At 65.8% G+C, this 22,224-nt stretch carries 8 protein-coding genes; 2 read left to right on the forward strand and 6 right to left on the reverse strand.

Annotation, left to right across the window (positions count from 1 at the left end; all coding sequences use genetic code 11):
- Nucleotides 1-195: 195 nt before the first annotated feature.
- Together VRB54_RS11530 and VRB54_RS11535 are read right to left on the reverse strand one after the other, a co-directional pair.
- On the reverse strand, nt 196-2,175 hold the full coding sequence (locus VRB54_RS11530; protein ID WP_338480969.1) for a U32 family peptidase: 1,980 nt from the start codon (nt 2,173-2,175) through the stop codon (nt 196-198).
- Between the two features lie 80 nt (nt 2,176-2,255).
- Nucleotides 2,256-2,636 carry a RidA family protein gene (locus VRB54_RS11535; RefSeq protein ID WP_338480970.1) on the reverse strand — a complete coding sequence of 127 codons (381 nt, stop codon included), beginning with the start codon at nt 2,634-2,636 and terminating at the stop codon, nt 2,256-2,258.
- Nucleotides 2,637-2,827: 191 nt separating this feature from the next.
- Here VRB54_RS11535 and VRB54_RS11540 point away from each other — a divergent pair, with 191 nt between their 5' ends.
- Nucleotides 2,828-4,183 carry a PAS domain-containing methyl-accepting chemotaxis protein gene (locus VRB54_RS11540; RefSeq protein ID WP_338480971.1) on the forward strand — a complete coding sequence of 452 codons (1,356 nt, stop codon included), beginning with the start codon at nt 2,828-2,830 and terminating at the stop codon, nt 4,181-4,183.
- Nucleotides 4,184-4,206: 23 nt separating this feature from the next.
- On the opposite strand, the gene VRB54_RS11545 is transcribed toward VRB54_RS11540, so the two are convergent.
- Nucleotides 4,207-5,910: an ABC transporter ATP-binding protein/permease gene (locus VRB54_RS11545; protein ID WP_338480972.1), complete on the reverse strand. Its 1,704-nt coding sequence runs from the start codon at nt 5,908-5,910 to the stop codon at nt 4,207-4,209.
- A gap of 226 nt (nt 5,911-6,136) precedes the next feature.
- On the opposite strand from VRB54_RS11545, the gene fhuF reads away from it, so the two are divergent.
- Entirely contained in the window at nt 6,137-6,793 is a 657-nt protein-coding gene (fhuF, locus tag VRB54_RS11550; protein WP_338481096.1) for a siderophore-iron reductase FhuF, read from the forward strand.
- Here fhuF and VRB54_RS11555 read toward each other — a convergent pair.
- From VRB54_RS11555 to VRB54_RS11565, 3 genes are read right to left on the reverse strand one after another with little or no spacing between them, the layout of a single operon-like run.
- Nucleotides 6,784-8,424 carry a cyclic peptide export ABC transporter gene (locus tag VRB54_RS11555; protein WP_338480973.1) on the reverse strand — a complete coding sequence of 547 codons (1,641 nt, stop codon included), beginning with the start codon at nt 8,422-8,424 and terminating at the stop codon, nt 6,784-6,786. The two genes, fhuF and VRB54_RS11555, sit on opposite strands and share 10 nt — an antisense overlap.
- Nucleotides 8,425-12,168, reverse strand: coding sequence for an amino acid adenylation domain-containing protein (locus VRB54_RS11560; RefSeq protein ID WP_338480974.1), 3,744 nt, complete (start codon nt 12,166-12,168; stop codon nt 8,425-8,427).
- The gene (locus VRB54_RS11565; protein ID WP_338480975.1) at nt 12,165-22,205 is read right to left on the reverse strand and encodes an amino acid adenylation domain-containing protein; all 10,041 of its coding nucleotides are present in this window, start codon (nt 22,203-22,205) and stop codon (nt 12,165-12,167) included. The genes VRB54_RS11560 and VRB54_RS11565 overlap by 4 nt, the downstream gene beginning before the upstream one ends.
- Nucleotides 22,206-22,224 lie beyond the last annotated feature (19 nt).

The following is a 22,224-nucleotide window of genomic DNA, read 5'->3' on the forward strand; positions in this document are numbered from 1 at the left end:
TTGTGGTGAGCGGGCTTCCTGTGGCGAGCGTGCTTGTCCCGCGTTGGGCTGAGCAGCAGCCCCAATAAAAAACACCGCGGTCTGCCTGACAGATCGCGGTGTCTGGTTTAGGGCCGCTTCGCGCCCCAACGCGGGGCAAGCCCGCTCGCCACAACAAGCCTGCTTGCCACAGGAGCCAGCGCGCTAGCGTTTTGGCTAGTGAGTGCCCTGATAGATAAGATTTTCCGGGTTGAAATGCTCCACCACGCTGCCCGGTTGCGGCAACCCCAGGATATGCCCCTTGATCTTGCCCACCACATGCATCTCGCACGGTTTGCAGTCGAACTTGAGCGTCAGCACTTCATCACCATGTATCAACTGCATCGGCGCCACTTTGGTCTTCACACCCGTCACACCCTTGGCCTGTTTGGGGCACAGGTTGAACGAGAAACGCAGGCAGTGCTTGGTGATCATCACCGGCACTTCGCCGGTTTCTTCGTGGGCTTCGAAGGCGGCGTCGATCAGCTTCACGCCGTGACGGTGGTAGAAGTCGCGGGCCTTCTGGTTATAGACGTTGGCCAGGAACGACAGATGCGCTTCCGGGTACACCGGCGGCGGTGTGGTCTCGGCCTTGCGCCCGCCACGAGGGTGCGCGGCAACGCGGGCAGCGGTGAGCGCTTCGATCACTTCACGGCGTAATGCCTTGAGCTGCGAGTTGGGGATGAAGAACGCCTGCGGTGCATCCAGCGCGATATCGGTGGCGTGGTACTCGGTGGTACCGAGCTGGCCGAGCAGGTCACGCAGGGTGTCCAGCGCCTGTTCCGGCTTGTTGGCCACGCCAAACGGGCCGGGCAGGGTGATGCTGGCGCAAATGCCTTCTTCACTGGTGGCAGTGACTTCAAGCTGTTCTTCGCGCAGACGGGCGACCCAGGCCAGGCCGATACGGCGTTCGGCCGAGGTCTTGAGCAGGGCCTGTTGCCAGTTGTGGTCCAGGTTGCGGTTCAGCGGGTGGTGCGGGCGCAGTTGATGCAGGCCGGCGGGCATTTCGTTCGGCTCGACGCGGTAGCGGTAGCGCTTCTGCCCGTCTTCCTCGAACTCGCCCTTGGGCTCGGCGATGTTGGCGCGAAAGCCCACCACTTCACGCTTGACCAGCACATTGAGCCCATCGCCGTTGGACAGCGGCTCATGGGTCACCACCTGCAAGTCGCGCTTGCCGGCCTTTTCCACGGTGCCCACCGGCAGGCCGGTGAAGGTCGGGGTGTCGAAGGCGCCGATGTCGATCTTGCGGTCGCTGACAAAGTAATCGGTGCTGCCCCGGTGAAAGGTCTTTTCCGGATCGGGCAGGAAGAAATGCGCAGTACGCCCGCTGGACGCGCGCGCCAGATCGGTGCGGTCTTCGAGCACATCGTCCAGACGCTGGCGGTAATAGGCAGTGATGTTCTTCACATAGCCCATGTCCTTGTAGCGGCCTTCGATCTTGAACGAGCGCACGCCGGCTTCGACCAGGGCGCGGATGTTGGCGCTCTGGTTGTTGTCCTTCATCGACAGCAGGTGCTTTTCAAAGGCCACGACGCGGCCCTGGTCGTCCTTCAAGGTGTACGGCAGGCGGCAGGCCTGGGAGCAGTCGCCACGGTTGGCGCTGCGGCCGTTCTGCGCGTGGGAGATATTGCACTGCCCGGAGAACGCCACGCACAGGGCGCCGTGGATGAAGAACTCGACGGCTGCATCGGTCTCGTCGGCAATCGCGCGGATTTCCTGCAGGTTCAGCTCACGGGCCAGTACCAACTGCGAGAAACCGGCCTGATCGAGAAACTTGGCGCGGGCCAGGGTGCGGATATCGGTCTGGGTGCTGGCGTGCAGCTCGATGGGCGGGATATCCAGCTCCATCACGCCCAGGTCCTGCACGATCAACGCGTCGACGCCGGCGTCGTAGAGCTGATGGATCAGCTTGCGCGCAGGCTCCAGTTCGTTGTCATGCAGGATGGTGTTGATCGTGGTGAAGACGCGCGCGTGGTAACGATGGGCGAACTCCACCAATTGAGCGATATCGCTCACCTCGTTACAGGCGTTATGGCGGGCGCCGAAGCTTGGCCCGCCGATGTAGATGGCGTCGGCGCCATGCAGGATGGCCTCGCGCGCGATGGCGACATCGCGGGCCGGGCTGAGCAATTCAAGGTGATGCTTGGGCAAGGACATAGTTTTTTTAGTCAGGCTTGTCACGGTTGAGGCGCGCATTGTAGCCGTGAAATGCCTGACCGGCATCTACCGCAGGGCTGTCAGGCCTTGGCGGCCATGGCGGTGACTTCCACGCGCATGCCTTTGACGGCCAGTTCAGCCACGCCAACCGCCGCACGCACCGGCCACGGCTTGGCGAAAAAGCGCGTGTACACCGCGTTGAAGGCGGCGCGGTCTGCCATGTCGGTGAGGTAGATGGTCAGGTGCATCACCCGGTCCATCGAACTGCCGGCCTTCTCCAGCGCCACTTTCAGCGCTTGCAGGGTGCATTCGCTTTGCAGGGTGATGTCGCCCAGTTCCAGGCTGCCGTCGGCGTGGGTCGGGATCTGCGTGGACACCAGGATGCCGTTGAAGCCGATAACGTCCGAGGAAATCGAGTCGGCGTCGGGATCAGGGGTGAAGGACAGGTCGTGATTGGCCATGGGCGCCTCTTGTTGGCAAAAAAACAGAGGCGCCATGGTCCCTGAAAAGCCCCGCCGGGGCAAACCCGGGCAGCCGGTCCAGGCGCTTATTTTGACGTCAATAAATAAACATGTTAGCCGCTTAAAGTCGCGTATTTCGCGGCCGATAGCGGCATTGATACAACTGTTTATCCGCGCGCTGAGGGCACGTCATGTTCAACAAATCACTCAAGACAGAACTGGCGGCCAGGACGGCCGAAGTCACCGAGTACAAAGGACTGATTGCTGCGCTCGAGCGCTCCATGGCCGTGGTCGAATTCGACCTCAACGGCAAGGTGCTGCGCGCCAACGAAAACTTTCTGCGGACCCTGGGCTACAGCGCCGCGCAACTGGCGGGCAAGACCCACCGCGATTTCTGCCTGCCGGCGCTCACCGGCAGCCCGGCCTACGCCACGTTCTGGCAGGACCTCAGGGCCGGCAAGTTCGTGTCGGGCACCTTCAAACGGGTGGACGCAAACGGCAAGGTGATCTGGCTGGAGGCCAGCTACAACCCTGTGCTGGATGCAAGCGGCCAGGTGCTCAAAGTGGTCAAGTACGCGCTGGACGTCACCGCCAACGTCGAGCAGGAGGCCGCCACCCGCAGCAAACTGGTGGCGCTGGACCGCGCGATGGCCGTGATCGAGTTCGACCTCAGCGGGCAGGTGCTGGACGCCAACCCCAACTTTCTCAACGTGATGGGCTATTCACTGGCAGAACTCAAGGGCAAGCACCACCGCCTGTTCTGCGAGCCGGCGCTGATCAACAGCAACGAATACACCGACTTCTGGCGCCGGTTGAACAATGGCGAGTTCTTCACCGGTCAATTCAAGCGCCTGGGCAAGCATGGCCGGGTCGTGTGGCTGGAGGCCAGCTACAACCCGGTGTTCGATAGCGACGGCAAACTGATCAAGATCGTCAAATTCGCCAGCGACATCACCGAGCGCGTGGAGAAATTCGAGGAAGATTCACGCGGCGCCTCCCGGGCCTACCACATCTCGTCCGAGACCGAGCGCTTCGCCGAGCACGGCACCCAGGTGATTCACGACACCGCCACGGAAATGCGCCGCATCGCCGAAAACATCGGCGCCTCCGCCAAGCTGGTGGGGCAATTGGGCGAGCGTTCCGAGCAGATCACCGCCATCGTCAACACCATTCGCGGGATCGCCGACCAGACCAACCTGCTGGCGCTCAACGCCGCCATCGAGGCCGCGCGGGCAGGGGACCAGGGCCGTGGGTTCGCAGTGGTGGCCGATGAAGTCCGGCAACTGGCCGGGCGCACCAGCCGCTCCACCGCCGAGATTGCCGAAATGATCGGCATGATCCTTTCGGAAACCCGCGATGCGGTCTCCAGCATGAACTCCACTCAGGAGGGCGCGCAACGCGGCGTCAACCTGGCCGACCAGGCCGGTTCGGTGATTCTGCAGATCCGCACCAGCACCAGCGACGCGGTGCAGGCGGTGAGCATGTTTGCCTCGAAACTGGACGAGTCGGAGGTGATTCCGAAGACCGCCGTGGGCTGGATGGGCTGATCGCCGAGCGCCAGTGAGGTCGTCTATACCGGCTGCCTCACCGCGCGGCGTACCCATTCCACCTCATCGCGCAGCTCCAGCACCTGCCCATGAAACCGCTCCAGCGCGGCATTGTGGCCAACGCTGACGAGGATCGTCTGCGGCAGCGTTTCCTTGAGCAACTGGTAGCAACGCGCTTCGTTGGCCGCGTCCATGGCCGCGCTGCTCTCGTCGAGAAACAGCACCGCCGGCCGCGCCAGCAGCGCACGCACAAAGGCGCAGCGCTGTTGCTCGCCGATGCTCAGGGTCTGCGCCCAGTCGCGCTCCTCGGCCAATTGCGTGCCCAGGTGCGCCAGGCCGAGTTGGTCGAGGAACCGCTGTACCACCGCGTCCTGCTCGGCCGGTGCGGGGTTGGGGTACCAGAGGGTTTCGCGCAGGCTGCCCAGGGGCAGGTAGTTCTTTTGCGACAGGGTGAGGGCGCGCTCACGGTCATAGGCGACCGACCCCGAGGCATGGTGCCAGAGCCCGGTGAGGGCGCGGATCAGGGTGGACTTGCCATAACCGGACGGCGCGCGGATCAGCAAGCTGTCGCCGGGCTTGAGCGCAAGGTTGAAGCCGCTGAACAGACGGCGGCCGTCCGGCAGCCAGATGTCCAGGTTGCGCACCTGCAAGCCGTCGCGCTGTTGCGTCAGCACGATGGCGGAATCGACCTTGACGTTATCCAGACGCTTCTGGAACCCGTGCAACCGGTCGATCACCGACTTCCATTCGGCCAGCTCCGGGAACACGCCCACCAGGTAAGCCACGGCCGCATGCACTTCGCCAAAGGCAGCGCTGATCTGCGTAAGACGGCCAAGGGTGAAGACCCCGGCAAAGAACTGCGGCGCCATGATCAACATCGGAATCACCGTGGCGCTGCGCAGGTAGAACGTCGAGTAGCCCATGATCAGCTTCTGCTTTTTCACCAGCACCCAGAAATTCTGCAGGGCGGCTTCCAGGCGCTGATTGAAGCGCTGGTTTTCCACCGCTTCGCCACGGTATTGGGCCACCGAGTCGGCGTTCTCCCGCAGGCGCATCAACGAAAATCGAAAATCGGCCTCGCGCCGTTGCTGCATGAAGTTCAGGTGAGGCAGGGCGCGACCGAGCCAGAAGGCGAAACCGGTACCCGCCAGCGCATACACCAGCGCCACCCACACCAACAGGCCGGGAATCACCAGGCCGCTATCGCCCAGGGGAATGCGGATCAGGTCGGAGGCCTGCCAGAGGATATTGAGGAATGAAAACAGCGACACCACGGCCGTCAGCAGCCCCAGGCTGAGCTTGAGCGACTTGATGATGAACAGGTCGATGTCTTCGGCGATGCGCTGGTCGGGGTTGTCGACCTCGGTTTCGCTCATTTTCAGCTTCTGGTAACGCTGGCTGCCCAGCCACTGGTCGAGCATGTTGCGCGTGGCCCAGCGCCGCCAGACGATGGTCAGCTTCTGCTGGAAGTGAAACGCACCCACGGTGAACGCGGCGAGGCCCACCTGCAGCAGGATGAACTGCCCCGTACCGAGCATGAAACCCGGGTAGTCCTTGGCCTGCAGCGCGTTATAAAAATGCAGGTTCCAGAAATTGTTGAGGATATTGACGCCCACCAGGCACAGGTTCATCAGCACCGTGCCCAGCAGCAACCGCAAGGCCGGGTATTTCTGTTCCGAGGTCCAGAACGGTCGTGCCAGGCGCCAGAAATTGCGAAGTGTATGCATGGGGGCTGAAGATGTCCGGTCGTTGGCGACGTTGAGTTTACAGGGGAGGGAGGATAGGATCCGCCAATGCTAATCGCTTGCATTCATAAGGGAAAGCCACAGGAGCATCGGTATCGAATTTCCAGAATGGCTCAAGCAGGCGTGGCCGCCGATCCAGCGGGTCATCCAGCTTGACGCGAATGACCAGCCTTTTCTCGCGCTGAGCCGCGTCGCCGAGCCGGAGTTGCTGCAGCCGGTGCTGGCCGAGTTCGCCCTGCGTTACCCCGGCATCAACAACGCGGCGGTGGTGTCGCAGTGGTCGATGAACTACATGAGCATCGTGGTGCCGGCCACCCTGGCCTGCGTGCTCACCCGCGAGCAGGCAATCGACTTCTGGAGCGACGACAGCGTGTTGCGCCTGGATGCCGGTCAGCCGCTGGCGTTGCACTTTGCCAGGCCCTTGCCAGCCCTTGCCGCCGCCGAGCGGGCCGACTACTTTTCGCGCTGGGTGCACGAGCACCTCGCGCCTCTGTTCGCCACCCTGGCGCTGGCCGGGGGCCTGGCGCCGAAGATCCTGTGGGGCAATTTTGTCGCGATCTGGGACGGCGCCTTCGCCCGGCTCGACCCGGACCTGTCCCGCCCAGGCTTTGCCGAAGCGCACCGCTGGCTGGAACCGGTCAGCGTCAACCACGGCCGCCTGAAATTGCGCGGCCTGCAACGCCAGGTGCCGTCGCCCGCCCCCGAGATTTGCCCGCAACTGCCGCTGCGCCGGCATTGCTGCCTGCACTACCAACTGCACCCGCTGGTGGAAGGTGAGCCGCTGGTGTTGTGCGAATCCTGCCCCAAACTGCACCGCCTGCCACTGGCCGAGCAGGTCAGTTACCTGCACTTGCTCTACGACTGAGCTTCCAGCGCTACGTCGGCTGCCAGCGGCGCCTCACTCAGGCGCCCGTGTTCGATGCGCAGCAGGCGATCGGCGAGGCCGAAATACGCGTCGTCATGGGAGATCACGATCACCAGTTTGCCCCGCGCACGCAGGTCGGCCAGGATCCGCGTGTAGAAAAAGTGCTTGAACGCCGGGTCCTGATCCGCCGCCCACTCATCGAACAGGTAGCATGGCCGGTCATCCAGATAGGCACTGAGCAACGCCAGGCGCTTGCGTTGCCCGGTGGACAGCGCCAACGTGGTCAGGCGGCCCTGTTCGATCTGCACCTTGTGATCCAGTTGCAGGTGCACCAGGTAATCCTGCGCCTGCTGCACCAGCTTCGGGTTGTCGCCGTCGAACAGGTTTTCGAACAGGCAGAAGTCGGTGAAGATCGCCGAAAAGTGCTGGCGGAAATGGTGGTTGTCAGCGCTTGAAGACACTTGCTCGTCAAGCATCACCTCACCGCTCTCCGGGCGATACAGGCCGGTCAACAGCAGCGCCAGGGTGGTCTTGCCGCTGCCATTGCCGCCGGCGATGAACACCACTTCGCCGGCCTTCAAGGTGACGCTGATCGGCCCCAGGGTGAAATGTCCGTCCTCGCGCTCGCGGTAGTAGGTGTGAGTGACGTCACGGCACACCAGGCTGCGCACGCGCGTCGGCGCGAAGGTTTCAAGGCTTTCCTCGGCGCTGTGCATCTGGCCCTCGAGCGCACGGATCTTGTTCAGCGCGACGCTGGCGCGGCCCAGGGTTGGCACCGCATGCATCAGTTCCGAGAGCGGCGTGATCATGTACAGAATCGCGAGAATATAGCCCGTCACCAGGCTCACGCTCAGGTCGATAAAACGCGGCGCCACGAACAGCACCACGCCGATCAGCAGGTAGAACACCGCGTTGCCCCAGTTGAGCACCACCGCGTAAATGCTCATGCCACGCACGAAGTCGCGCCGGTATTGCTGGCTGGTCGGCAGCAGCAGGCGACTGAAAAAGTGCTGGCGACGCGGGTGGTTCAACTGCAGCTCCTTGCTGCCATCGGTGAGCAGGCGATAGTGATCGAATAACTGGTCCTTGAGCTCGCGCGCGCGGGAGATCGAGGTCAGTGCCTTGCGCTGCGGCCAGTTGAAACTCAGGCTGCCCAGCACGATCAGCAACACCGTGAGGCCCAGCAACGGCAGGCTCAGCCAGCCCAGGTAACCGAGACAGGCGAGGATGATCCCGCCGTTGACCAGCAGCACCGGCACCAGCTCCACCGCCTGGCTGATGGTTTGCGTGTCGTCGGTCAGCACCGCCAGCAGCCGGTGCTTGCCCAGGCGCTGCAATTGCGCGTAGGGCGTGTCGATCAGTTTGGCGCTCAGGTGCAGGCGCATATCGTTGACCGCCGCCTGGCCCAGGCGCAGCAGGCTGATGTCGGAAATGATCCGTGACACCGCCACCAGCAGCACCAGCGCGCCGAAGTACAGGCCATCCATCGGGCGCAACTGGTCGAACACCGTGAGGCTGTGGTTGATCATCGCGATCAACCCGGCCGCCGCGAGGCCGCAGGCCAGCCCGGTCAGCGTTGCCACCAGCAGGGCGCGCCACGAGCGCTTGGCCATGAGTATCAGCAAATCCATTCAAACTGCTCCGTCTGTCGCCAGGGCCGCAAGGCCGGCCGCCAGCTGTTGATGCACCGAGGGTTGCGCAAGGATGTTCAAGTGCTGCGCCTGCACCACTTCACGGGTGTACGCGCCGCTGCTCAGCTGTTGCCACTGCGGGTCGGCAAAATCCGCCGCGCCCAGCGTGGCGTCCGCCCACCACACCTGCACCGGGCAGTGCAGCCGTGGCGGCTGGAAGCTGGCGAGCAACTGGCGGGTCTGTCGCTGATGGCCAAGCCGCGTGTGCAGGTGTTCCCAGCTGTCGCCGTCGAGTTGCAGACCTTGCTGCTGCGCCCATTGCGCGAGGGCGGGCAGGCGTTGCGCGGCGGGCAGGGCAGCCAGTTGCGCGGTCAACTCGGTTTTTGCCGGCGCCGGTAAGCCGCGCAGTACCGCCTGGCTGTTTGCCGTGAGCGCCTGCGTGGCGTCGGCCAGCAAGGTCTCGATACTGTCTTCATCGGCGCTGCGCGCATATTGCGAGTCGAGGATGCCGAGAAACGCCACCTGTTCACCGCACCGTTCCAACTGCGCTGCAGCGGTGATCGCCAGCAGCCCGCCGAGGGAAAAGCCCAGCAAGTGATAGGGCCCGTGCGGCTGCTGAGCACGTATGTGTTCGATATAGCGCGCCGCCAGGCCGTCGATATCGCCCTCGCCCACCGTGTCGTCGTCACCCAGCTTTTGCAACCCCCACAGTTGCCAGTGCGGCAGATGGGGCAGCAGCGCGCGGTAATCCTGCACATGCCCGGTGGAAGGGTGAAAACAGAACAGATTCGCCCCTGCGCCCGGCGCCGACAGTCGCACCAGTGGCGACAGCTTGAATTCGGCCTGCACCAGCGCGGCAAAGGTCGCCACGCTCGGCGCATTGAACACCGCGTTCACCGTGACCGGCGCCGCCAGTACCGTCTGCAGGCGGCTGGCCAGGCTCACCGCCGCCAGCGAATGCCCGCCCAGGGCAAAGAAATCATCTTCGATGCCCACCCGCTCCAGGCCCAGCACCTGCGCCCAGGTCTCGGCCAGCAGCGCCTCCAGCGGCGTGCGCGGCAATGCACCGCCGACGCCGCCCTGCACCTGATCGGCCCATTGCTGCAGGGTCTTGCGGTCGAGCTTGCCGTTGCCCATCAGCGGCAACGCCTCGACGATGCGCATGCTCGGCAGCATGTAATCCGGCAGGCGGTCCTGGGCCTGACCATGCAATTGCGCCACGCTCACCGAGTGCCCCGGCGCCAGGGTCACGAAGGCAAACAGTTGCTGGGCCAGTTCACCCTTGGGCAGGCACTCCACTGCCGCCTGGGCCACGCCCGGCAGGCCGGCGAGCTGCGCTTGAATCTCGTCAAGCTCGATGCGAAACCCGCGCACCTTGACCTGGCGGTCGCTACGGCCGGTGATTTCCAGGCTGGCGTCGTGGCGATAGCGCGCACGGTCGCCGGTGCGGTACAGCCGCTCGCCGTCGCGCTCGATAAAGCATTCGGCGGTGTGTGGCGCGTCGAGGTAGCTGCGCGCCAGTTGTGGCCCGGCGATATACAGCTCGGCGTGCTGGCCCGGCGCCGCCAGCCGCTGCTGTTCATCCAGCAGATACAAACGCATGCCGTCGAGCCGATCATCCAGGGGCAGGCGGCGGTAGTCACAGGCCGGGTCCAGCCTGTGCATGGCCACGCCGACGGTGGCTTCCGTCGGCCCGTAATGGTTGAACAGCGTCAGCGTCGGCGCGAACTGGCGAATCGATTGCAGCAGGCGCCGCGAACAGCTCTCGCCGCCGAGGATCAGTTGCCTGCGCGGGAGCACGGCGGCGCTTTGTGCGTGCATCAGCCAGGCATCGAGCAGCGACGGCACGATTTTCAGATGGTCGACCGGGTACTGCGCCTGCCAGGCGGCCCAGGCCTGGGCGTCCATCGCGGTGGTCTTGTCCAGCAGGTGCAGTTCGCCGCCGCTGAGCAAGGCGGGAAACAGCAGGGTGTAACCCAGGTCGGCGGCCAGGGAGGTGACCACGGCGCTGCGCTCACCGGCTTGCAGCTGCAGGCGCGCGGCCACGCTGGAGACATAACTGGCCAGTTGCGCGTGCTCGACGATCACGCCCTTGGGCACACCGGTGCTGCCCGAGGTGAACAGCACATAGGCCGCATTCGTGGGCAGCACGTCGTCGCCCAGGTCGGTCATGGGCGCCTGTTGCCACACGGCGGTGTCGCGCAGGTCGAGGCTGCCCATCGACGCCAGCAGCGGCGCGCTGCCGGCGGCCCCGGTCAGCACAAAGCGCGGCTGCGCCTGTTGCAGGATCGCCAGGGAGCGTTGCGCGGGCTGGTGTACGTCCAGCGGCACAAAGGCCGCGCCGCTCTTGAGCACGGCGAGCATCGCCAGCACCATCGGCGCCGAACGGTCCAGGTACAGCGCCACGCGGTCCTCACGGCCGATGCCCTGGCCGCGCAGGTAATGCGCCAATTGGTTGCTGCGCGCGTGCAGCTCGGCGTAGCTCAGGTGCTGGTGCGGATCGCGCAGGGCCAGGTGTTCGGCAAAGCCTGTGGCGCAGGCGTTGAAGCGCGCCGGCACGCTGACGAATGGCGGCGTGACGCGCTCATGGCGTGCCGCGAGTGTCGCCGCAAAGCCCGGCGCCGCCAGCGACAGTTCGCCCAGCGGCGTGGTGGGGTGGGCGAGGGCGTCCAGCAGCAGCGATTGCAATTGTTCCAGCAGGGTTTCAGCGGCCCGGGTGCTGTAACGGTTGGCCTGATGGCACAGCGTCAGGCGCTGATCTTCGGCGATCAGCAGCAGCTCCATGCCGGCCGGGATTGCACACACTTCCAGCACCTTGAACGGGCTGGCGGCCGCATCCAGCGCCGGGCTCCACTGGAAACCATAAGGTGATGCGATGTCGGCCGGCGAGTATTCCTGCCATTCGCCCACGTCCTCACAATGTGTTTGCAGCGCCGCCAGCGCCTCGCCGAACGGACGCTCCAGCGCCGGCTGCCACGGCAGCGGCAGGGCCTTGGCGAACAATCCCCAGCAGTCGGCCAGTTCTTCGTAGTCGTCACGGCAGTCATGCACCCAGTTGAGGGTGAGGGCCGGGCTGTCAGTGGCGCTCAACCGCTGCAACAGCACGCCCCAGGCGGCCATCAGCAGGTGTTCGGCGGGGGCGGCCTGGGTGTGCAACGCAGCGCTCAACGCGGGATCGAGCATCACGCAGGTGGTCAGCGGCGTGTCGGCCTTGTCGCTGCGCGCCTCGCGGTACAGCAGCTCGGTGCCGGCCTGTTGGCCCAGCGCCAGATCGGCCCAGTACTGGCGTCCCTGCGCTGCATCGTCATCTGCCTGCAGGTCGTGAATCCAGGCGCTGTACTGGGTGTAGGTCATCGCCTCGGCGTCAGCCAGCAGCGGCTGCGCCAAATCCATTGCCTGCGACGAACCCAGCGCCTGCGCCAGGCGCAGCAGCGTGCCACGGTCGGCCGCCAGCGCGGGCAGTTGCAAGGTCACCCGTTGCACCTCGGCGTCCAGCGCCTGCACGTCGATGCTGACCACGCATGCGGCGGCGACGCGTTGCAACGGCACCTGCATCCCCGGCTCGGGCCGAGTGTGCAGGCGCAATGCGTCATGCACCTGCGCCAGCGCCGCCAGCCGCTCACGCAACTGCGCCAGCGCGGTGGCGCCACGCACCTCAAGCACCAGACGGGCCGGCGGCGCATTCGCCAGCCATTGGCTGCGTTGCTGTGGCGACAGGGCGAACGCTGCCTCGTGGTTGCTCATGGCTGTTCCCCCAGTTGTTCGCGGTTCATCATCTGCCCCATGGCCACGCAGATTTTGCGCTCGCCTTCAAACGGGTCGCGGGCATGGGCCACCAGCATATTGTCGAGCATCACCATGTCGCCCTTGTGCCAGACAAAGCGCACCGCACAGGCCTCGTACGCGGCGCCGATTACGTCCATTACCGCGTCTTCGATCACGCTGCCATCGCCGTAATACACGTTGCGCGGCAGGTTGCCGGCGCCGAACAGGTTGATCAGGTTGCTGCGCACCTCCGGCTCCAGGCACGCGCTGTGGTGCAACTGCACCTGGTTGAAAAACGACGCTTCGCCGGTGTCCGGGTGCGCCACAATCGCCGGGCATTGCTGGGCGATCTTCAGGTTGTCCGCGCCCAGCCACTCCCACTGCATGCCCGCTTGGCGGCACTGACGCTCGACCTCTTCGCGCTGCTCGGTCTTGAAGAAGTCCTGCCAGCGCACGTCCAGCTTGTCGGTGAAGTGCCGCACATACAAAAGGCCCAGGGCCTTGAAGCGCTCGACGATGTCCGGCGGCAACTGTGCCAGCACCTGCCGGCAGTCGACAATCGGCGTGCAACCGCCCCGTGGCGCCGGGATTTCGCAGAAGAACCACTGCTTGCGCGGCCATTGCGCCATGTGCGAGCTCTCGTTGTGGAACAGGATCATGTGCTGTTCCGGGTACGGCGTGGAGTGGTAGATATTCTTGCCGGATTTATTCTTCGGCAGGTCGCCGTAGGTGCCGTACAGGTCCGGCTCGATGGCCTGGGCGAACTGCTCGAAAGCAGCCGCGTCCGGCAGGTTGAACCCGCGAAACAGCAGGCCGCCGTGGGTGCGCAGCTGCGCATTGATCCACTCGCGCGCCTGCACCGCCCAGTGCACCGGGTCGAGGTCTGCCAGCAAGGGTTCGATCACCAGCGGCAACGGTTGCGCCTCGCCCAGGGTGCGGGTGCGCACCTGTTCGTGGGCCAGTTGGCTGACGGCGGTGACGCGGGTGTTCTTCAGCTTGCTCATCTTCGACTGCTTGCGCTCGCTGCGCGCTTGCGTCTCATCGATGGCCGCCGGGGCGTCTGCGTGCAGGCGCCACGTCCAGTCCTGCAACGTCAGGCTGTCGAGCAGTTGCGCAAAGCCTTGCTCCAGGCGTTCAACGGTGTGCGCCTGCAACACGCTCGTGCGATACACCCAGCGCACCTGCAGGCCGCTGTCGTCTTCCTCGACAAATACGGCCAGGTCGAACTTGCTGGTCTGCTGCTGCGGCGCCAGGTGTTCCACCGCCAGGTCCGCCAGGCTGGCCGTGCCCTGCGGGGTGTTCTGCATCACGAACAGCACCTGCACCAGCGGGTTCACCCCCGGAACGCGCGGCGGTTGCAGCGCCTCCACCAGCTTGTCGAACGGCACCTGCTGGTGCTGGAACGCCGCCAGGCAATCCTCGCGCAGGCGTTGCAGGCGGCTGTCGAAGGTATCACCGGCATCCAGCCGTGCGCGGATCGGCAGCACGTTGACGAAGAAGCCGATCAGGTTTTCCAGCGCCGCCTGCTCGCGGTTGGCCAGGTCCGTGCCAACGATAAAGTCATTGGCGCCCGTGGCCCGCTGCAACAGGCTGTTGAACGCATTGAGCAACAGCATAAACAGCGTCGCCTTGTGTGCCTGGGCATACGCCTTGAGCACCTGGGTCTGGGCCGGGGTGAAATGCTGGGTCAACAGCGCGCCTTGATAATCCGGCTGGGCCGGACGCGGCGCATCCAGCGGCAACGGGATCAGCATCGGCGCGCCGTCGAGCTGGCGCCGCCAATAGTCGATGGCACGCGCCAATTGGCGCTTTTGCGCTTCGCTGCGTTGCCACTGGGCGTAATCGGCGTACTGGATCGGCAACGCGGTAAACACCGGCGTGGTGCCGCTGGCGTAGGCCTGGTAACCGGTGATCAATTCCTGAATCAGGATGCCCATGGACCAGGCGTCCGTGGCGATATGGTGCAGCACCAGTTGCAACACATGGTCATCCGTGCCCAGGTGCAGCAACTGCGCGCGCAGCATCGGCGCCTGCTGCAGATCAAACGGCTGCGCCGACTGTTGATCGATCACCGCCTGCAGGGCTTGCGGCTGCACCGTGAGCGGCGTGAGGTCGAGCGTCGGCGCCGGATGGATCACCTGGCACGGCTGGTCGCCGTGCAAGTCAAAGCTGGTGCGCAGCGATTCATGGCGTTCCAGCACCCGCTGCAACGCCTGTTGCAAGGCGGCGATATCCAGCGCGCCACGCAGGCGCACCACGCTGGACATGTTGTAGGCCGCGTTCGGCCCCTCGAAACGGTCGAGGAACCACAGCCGTTGCTGGGCGTAGGACAGCGCCAGCGGCCGATTGCGCGGCACCGGCACGATCTCGTCCTCGTCGGCCACCTGGGCCTGTTGATCCACCACCTGCGCCAGGTGCTCCAGAGTGCCGCCTTCGAACAGCACGCGCAGCGGCAGGCTGACGTTCAAGCGGCGGCGAATGCGCGAGAGCATCTGCGTGGCCAGCAGCGAGTGACCGCCGATGGCGAAGAAGTCATCGTGCACGCTGACACTGGGCACGCCGAGAATGGCCTGCCACAGCTCGGCCAGCACTTTTTCGGTTGGCGTGCGCGGGGCAATCGACACGCCATCGGCGGCTGCGGCCTGGGGCAGATCCAGCGCGGCGAGAGCCCGGCGGTCGACCTTGCCGTTGGCATTGAGTGGAAGCTGCGCCAGTTCCACCCAGCGCGCCGGCACCATGTAGCTGGCCAGTTGCGTGGCCAAATGGGCGCTCAGGACCGACTGCGCATCGCCATCAACGGCGCTGTCGAGCACAGGGAACGCCACCAGTTGCAGGGCGCCACGGGCATCCGGCAAGGCCAGCACTGCTGCGCTCTGCACGGCCGGGTGTTGCATCAGGCGGTTTTCGATCTCGCCCAGTTCAATGCGGTGGCCACGAATCTTCACCTGCTGATCGCGCCGGCCCAGGTATTCGATCACGCCATCGGCGCGCAGGCGGCCGATATCGCCGCTGCGGTAGAGGCGCGCGCCCGGCTCGAACGGATGGTCAACGAAGGCTTCGTGGGTGCGTTGCGGGTCGCGCAGGTAGCCACGGCCCACGCCGACGCCACCGATGCACAGTTCGCCCGGCACGCCGATGGGCACGCTGCGCAGCGCGCTGTCGAGCACAAACACCTGGTTGTTCGCGGTCGGTCGGCCAATCGGCATGTGCAGGCAGTCGGCGTCCGGTGCCTGGGTGATCGGGTAAAACGCCACGTCATCCGAGCACTCGGCAGGGCCGTAGGCGTTCATCAACGGGATCGTCGGAAAGCGCGCAAACCAGTCCCGGGCCAACGCTGGCGGCAGTGCCTCGCCGGTCGGCAGCAGCCAGCGCAAGGTGGGCAGGCGGTGTTCGTCGCGGGCTTCCTGCAACATGCCGCGAATCAGCGCGGGCACGGTTTCCAGCAGGGTCAGTTGCTGCGCTTGCACCGCATCGAGCAAGGCCTGCGGGTCATGGGCCTGGGCGTCCGGCAGGATATGCACGGTGGCGCCCACCAGCGGCGCGGCGAGGAACTGCCATACGCAAATATCGAACGCGGCGGAGGCGGTCTGGGCGATGCGGTCGTGTTCGCCCAGGCCCAGGGCCGGCACCTTGCCGAAGATGTTATTGAGCATGCCGCGCTGTTCCACCATCACGCCTTTGGGCGTACCGGTGGAACCCGAGGTGAAAATCACATAGGCCAACTGGTCGGGGTTGTGCACGTAGGTCACCGCAGGGCGGGCCTCGCCTTGCCACAGCGTTTGCGCAACCAGGCAGGTCGGCTGCTCGAGCAACTGCGGCAGCACGCCCTCCAGCACGCCGCTGGCGCTGTCGCACACCAGTAAAAGCGGCGCTTCGCCCAGGTTCAGCAGCTCGACCAGGCGCGCGGCCGGCTGCTGGATGTCCAGCGCCTGGAACGCGGCACCAGCCTTGAGCGTGCCGAGCATCAGGGTCAGCAAGGTCAGGCCGCGCTCGGCAAACAGCGCGACCAGGGTTTCCGGGCCGGCACCGGCGCTGTGCAGGGCATGGGCGACGGCGTTGGCGCGGCGGTCCAGTTCGACGTAGGTCAAGGACTCCTGCCCGTGCACGGCGGCGATCTGCTGCGGCCGGCGGCGCACCTGCTCGGCGAACAAGGCGGCGTAACCCTGGGTCAGCGGGAAGTCGACCGCGCTGCGGTTCCACTCCACCTGCAGTTGCTGACGCTCGGCGGGCGCCAGCATGTGCAGGCTGCCCAGCGTTGCCTCGGGGGCTTCAAGCATGCTCGACAGCAACTGCACCAGGTGCCCGAGCATGCGCTGCACGCTGTCGGCGCTGAACCGCTGGCTGTCATAGGACAGGCGAATGCCCAGGCGGTCGCCGGGGTACAGCACCACGGTCATCGGGAAGTTGGTGTGCACGCGGTCTTCATAGATGTCGATGCTGAAGGCGTCCAGCTGCACGCTGCTGATGTCCAGCGGCGCGTTTTCGAACACCACCAGGCTGTCGAACAGCTGCTGCCCGCGCGGCACGCCGCTGCTGCGCTGGATATCCACCAGCGAGGCACTTTCGTGTTCACGCAGCCGCGCATTGTGCGACAGCAGCGCCTGCAACCAGTCGGCGACCGGTGCGTCGGGGTCGACGTCGAGGCGCAGCGGCAGGCTGTTGATGAACAGCCCGACCATTTCCTCGACGCCGGCAAGCTCGGTGGGGCGACCGGCCACGGTGACGCCGAACAGCACGTCGCGATTGCCGCTGTAGCGCGACAACAGCAAGGCCCAGGCGCCCTGGATCCAGGTGTTGGGCGTCAATTGGTAGTGCTGGCACAGCTGCTGCAAACGTTGGGTCTGGCTGATGCTCAGGGTCTGGTCGAGGTCGCCGACCGCTTCCGGCGCTTGTTCCGCACGGGCCAGGGCGCTGTCCAGGTGCAACGGCGTCGGCTCGCTGAAACCGGCCAGGTCCGCTTGCCAGAATGCGTGGGCGGCGGCCATGTCCTGGCGTTCCAGCCAGCTCATGTAGCCACGGAACGAGCGAAAGCGCGGGCGCGCCAGCGGTTCCTGATGCACAACCGCCTGATAGATCGCCAGCAAGTCCTCCATCAGCAGCCCGAAGCACCAGGCATCGGTGAGGATATGGTGGAAGCTGCGCACCACGGCGAATCGGCGCTCATCGAGCTGGAACACGCGCAGATGCGTCAACGGCGCAACGGCCATGTCGAAACCCTGCACGCGCTGGGCCTCCAGCGCCTGGTCCATGGCCAGGCGTTGCTGCGCGTCATCCAGGTGACGCAGGTCCTGCCAGTCGAACGCCGGCGCGGTGTGGCGGTACACACACTGCAACGGCTCGTGGTCGTCCTGCCACCGGAACGCGGTGCGCATCATCGGGTGGCGGTCGAGGAAGACCTGCCAGGCCGTTTCCATGGCCGGGCGTTGCAGCACGCCGTCCCAGCTGTAGCGCTGCTGCATCAGGTAGATGCCGCTGTGGGGCTGCAGCAGGGTGTGCAGCAGCATGCCCTGTTGCATCGACGACAACGGGTAGACGTCTTCGAGGTTCGACCAGTCCAGCGGCTCGGCGGCGAGGGTTGCGGCTTGCCGGTGGCACAGCGGGAAGGCGTCGCTGTGGGGACGCAGCTCAGGTGCGGCCGCGAGTGCAGCAAGGCTTGCCAGGCGCTCGGCCAGTGGCGCGGTCCAGTCGGCGGCCAAGCGGCCTTCGCAGCGCAGGTGCAGTTGGCCGTCCTGCCAATGGGCTTCAATGCGCAAGGCATGGGCCGTGGTCGCCGGCAGGTCGGCGGCGGTGACCTGCGCCAGCGCGCTGTGGGCTTCGCGGTGGCTGTCGAGATCGCCGCGCCAGTGAATCGCGATATCGGCCGGGGGCAGATCGCGCAGCGGTTCCTGCAGGTAGGTGTTGTCCGACAGGTAGCGCAGCACGCCATAGTCGGCGCCGTGTTGCGGGTAGGCACGCAGTTGCGCGGCCACGGCGTGCAGGCGTTGCAGCGCGGTGGCGGCGTCGGTGTGCAGGAACACCGGCACCGGCAGGTCCAGCGCGCCGATGATGCGTTGCGGCTCAAGATCGGCGAGGGCGATGGGCGACTGCACCGGCAGGCGCTCAATGGCCGGGCGCGCAGCGTACAGCTCAAGCGCCAGCAGGCCATTGCCGCATTGTTCGGCCACGGCGGTGGCCAGCAGGCTGCTCCAGTCCAGGTGCAGCACCTCGGCCAGACGTTTCAAGGCGCCGGAGGTCTGGCTGCTCAGGCTGTGTTCGATCACCTGGCTCGGTTGCTGGCTGGCGGGCAGTTGCAGCGTGTCCATCCCGGCAAATTGCAGCCAGTGTTCCCAGGCGTCATCGAGGGCATCGCTGTGGGCGTGGTCTTGCTGATGGCGCGTCCAGGGGGTGAAGTTGCCGCCGTGATAGGACAGCCGCACCGGCCGTTGCAGGCGCAACTGGCTCAGCGCCAGATTGAGGTCGGTGAGCAACAACGGCCACGAGGCGTCGTCCACGCACAGCGGATGCGCGGCCAGCAGCAGGTGCCCGTCGCCCAGCAGGCTGGCGTGCAGGCTTTGCCCGGCGTGCAGGTCCAGCTCGTCGACCGCGGCCTGGGCCAGGGCCTGTAATCGGTGTGGCAGGTATTCGCCGCTGCTGATCGCGGCCGCCTTGGGCGCTGCCAATACGCGCTGCTGCCAGTCCGCGTCGAACCCCAGGCGCAGGGCCTGATGATGCTGCTGCAAGGCGCCCAGAGCCTGGCCGAGCAAGGCACGGTCCAGCGGCTGCGCCAGGGCCACGCAGCGCCAGGTGGCCGTCAGCGGGCCTTGTTCCAGGCGCGCACGCTGGCCGGCGCCGAGGGGCAGCTCATAGCCGTCGGCTTGCTGCTGCGCCACGGTGTGGCTGGCATCGGCGCCGAGCACGCGGGCGATGTCGGCGACGGTGCGGTTCTCGAACAGTTGGCGCGGGGTGAGCTTGAGGCCTTGCTGGTTGGCCCGCGCGATGATCTGCAGGTTGAGAATCGAATCGCCGCCGATGGCGAAGAAGTTCTCGTTGACACCAACCTGTTCGCGCTTGAGCACGTCCTGCCAGATCGCCGCCAGCAGGCGTTCGACGTCGTTGCGCGGCGCCACATAATCGGCGTTGTCGTCGCGGGTGGCGTGGGGCAGTGGCAGGCGTTGCACATCGACCTTGCCGTTGCGGGTCAGTGGCAATTCATCGAGGGTGATGAAGTGCGCCGGCACCATGTAATCCGGCACGCGGCTGCTCAGGTCGTTGCGCAGCTTTAGCGCCGACAGTGACTGGCTGGCCACCAGATAGGCGACCAGACGCAGGCTGCCCTCCAGCTCGAGCGCGCGCACTACCACTTGTTCGATTAGTGGCGACAGGCGCCGAATCTGCGCCTCGACTTCGCCCAATTCCAGGCGATTGCCGCGAATCTTCACCTGACTGTCGACGCGGCCGAGGAACGCCAGTTGTCCGTCCACCAGCCAGCGCACGCGGTCGCCCGTGCGGTACCAGCGCTGTTGGCGGTCATCCAGGTGGAAGCGTTCGGCGGTCAGGTCGTCGCGGTGCAGGTAGCCACGGGCGAGGGCGCCGCTGATCAGCAGTTCGCCGCTGATGCCGGTGGCCACGTCGCGCCCCTGGGCGTCGACTACGCGCAGTTGGCGGTTCGGCAGCGGCCGGCCGAGGGCAATGCGTGGCTGGCCCGCCGTGAGTTCGGTGGCAATCGCACCCACCGTCGCCTCGCTCGGCCCATAGTGGTTGAACACCCGCAGGCCGGGCGCCAGCGCGTTAACCTGGGCCAGCAGCGCCGGGCTCAGGGCGTCGCCGCCAAACACTAGCAGGGAGGTGGGCAGCAACCGCGCCTCCGGCAGTGCCTGCAACAGCCCGCTGAGGTGGCTCGGGGTGATTTTCAGCACGTCCACCGGGAACTCGCTGAACAGCTGCGCCAGGGCCAGCGGGCTGAAAGCGCTCTCGTCATCCACCAGCAACAGGCTGGCGCCGCTGCACAGCGCGCCGAACAGCTGAGTGTGGCCGAGGTCGGCGGCAATGCTCGACAGCAGGCCATAACGCGCGGCGGCGGGCGGCTGCAGCACGCTGTGCACCGCGCTCAGGTAATCGACGATGGCGCGGTGTTCGACCACCACGCCCTTGGGCGTGCCGGTGGAACCGGAGGTGTAGATCACGTAGGCCGCGTCATCCAGGCTGTGGGAAACCCCTGGCGCGCTGGCGGGCTGGGCAGCAATCGCTTCGGCCTGAGCGTCCAGGCACAGCAGCGGCGTGTGCTCACCCAAGCGTGTCAGCAGGGGCGTCGCCGTGGCGCCGATCAACAGCGCGGCGCGGCTGTCCTGCAGCACGTCGGCCAGGCGTCCGGCGGGTTGTTTGAGGTCCAGCGGCAGGTAGGCGGCGCCGGCCTTGAGGGTGGCGAGCACGGCGATCACAAAATCGGCGCTGCGCTCCAGCGCCAGCGCCACCAGGCTGTGACGGCCGATGCCCTGGGCGCACAGATGCTGGCTAAGGCGATTGGCGCGCTGATCGAGTTCGCCATAGCTCAGCACACCGTCGCGGTCGCGCAGCGCCGGTTGCTCCGGTGCGGCGGCGGCCTGCTGTTCAACGCGCTGATGCAGGCACAGGTCGGGCACCGCAACCGCCGCACCGCGCCCGAGGGCTTGCAGTTGCTCGCGCTCGTGCGCACCCAGCCAGTCGAGATCCGCAACCCGGCACTGCGGCTGCGCGGCCATGGCCAGCAGCACCGTGCGCAATTGCGCCGACAGCAGGGCTATTTCCTCGTCGCTGAAACGGCTGCGGTTGTAGCTGAACAGGTAATGCAGCTGCGCGCCCGGCACCACGATCAGCGACAACGGGAAATGGTTGCGCCCCTGGGTCAGGGTCAGGCCATCGCTTGCGTGCTCGCGGTTCGGGTCGGCGAAGCTCAGGCCACCGGCGTCCTGGTTGAGCGCATCGGTGACCGGGAAGTTCTCGAACACCAGGATCGAGTCGAACAGCGCCTGCTCGGCGGCGATGCGGCTCATCGACTTGAGCTTGCCCAGCGGCAGATAGGCGTGGTGGCGCAGGTCGCTGTTGGCTTGCTGCAACTGTTGCAGCCAGTCCACCAGCGCCGGGCCTTCGGACCATTGCACGCGCAGGGGCAGGGTGTTGATGAACAGGCCGACGGTGCTGTCGATGGCGGCCAGGTTTTCCGGGCGACCGGCCACAGTGACGCCGTAGATCACGTCATCGCGCCCGGCGTGCTGGCCCAGCAGCAGCGCCCAGGCGCCCTGGATCAGGGTGTTGAGGGTCAGGTGATGGCGACGGGCGAACTGCGCCAGTTGCTCGGTTTCCTCGATGCTCAGACGGTGTTCGCGTTCGGCGCACGGCGCGTCGGCAGGCGGGGTCAGACGCAGGCCGAAGTCGGGCAGCGGGGTCGGTTCGCTGACATCCTGCAACTGCCCGCGCCAGAAGCTTTCGGTGGCGGCCATGTCCTGCTCTGCCAGCCAGGCGATGTAGTCGCGGTAGGCGCGGGTCGGCGGCAGGTTGGCCGGGCGGCCGTGGGCGTGTTCGTAGTAGAGCGCCAGCCATTCCTGGATCGCGATGCCCACGCTCCAGCCGTCCATGATGATGTGATGGAAGGTCCAGATCAGGTGCCAGCGCTGCGGTTCGAGGCGCACCAGGGCCAGGCGCATCAGCGGCGCGTCGTTCAGCTCCAGCGGTTCGGCGCGTTGTTCAAGGGCCAGTTGCGGCAGGGCGGTGTGGCTGTCGCTGCGGCCTTGCCAGTCGAGTTCGCTCAACGGCAGGTTCAACTCGGACTGCACCACCTGATAGGCATCGTCGAGGTCTTCCCACAGAAACGCGCTGCGCAATACCGCGTGGCGTTGCATCAAGGCCTGCCAGGCGGCGCGAAACGCCGGCAGTTGCAGCGGGCCATTCATGTCCAGGCTCAGTTGCTGGTAGTACACCCGTGAATCGGGCTCGACCACGCTGTGAAACAGCAAACCGTGCTGGGTCGGCGACAGGGAGTAGATGTCTTCGATGTTGTTCATGGTTGTGCGATCCATTTCA

The organism is Pseudomonas trivialis, from assembly GCF_036864995.1.
GTDB lineage: Bacteria > Pseudomonadota > Gammaproteobacteria > Pseudomonadales > Pseudomonadaceae > Aquipseudomonas > Aquipseudomonas trivialis.

Coding starts and splice junctions, on each gene's coding strand:
- VRB54_RS11540 (WP_338480971.1), top strand. CDS start 2,828: ATGTTCAACAAATCACTCAAGACAGAACTGGCGGCCAGGACGGCCGAA.
- VRB54_RS11535 (WP_338480970.1), bottom strand. CDS start 2,636: ATGGCCAATCACGACCTGTCCTTCACCCCTGATCCCGACGCCGACTCG.
- VRB54_RS11545 (WP_338480972.1), bottom strand. CDS start 5,910: ATGCATACACTTCGCAATTTCTGGCGCCTGGCACGACCGTTCTGGACC.
- VRB54_RS11560 (WP_338480974.1), bottom strand. CDS start 12,168: ATGAGCAACCACGAGGCAGCGTTCGCCCTGTCGCCACAGCAACGCAGC.
- VRB54_RS11565 (WP_338480975.1), bottom strand. CDS start 22,205: ATGAACAACATCGAAGACATCTACTCCCTGTCGCCGACCCAGCACGGT.
- VRB54_RS11555 (WP_338480973.1), bottom strand. CDS start 8,424: ATGGATTTGCTGATACTCATGGCCAAGCGCTCGTGGCGCGCCCTGCTG.
- VRB54_RS11530 (WP_338480969.1), bottom strand. CDS start 2,175: ATGTCCTTGCCCAAGCATCACCTTGAATTGCTCAGCCCGGCCCGCGAT.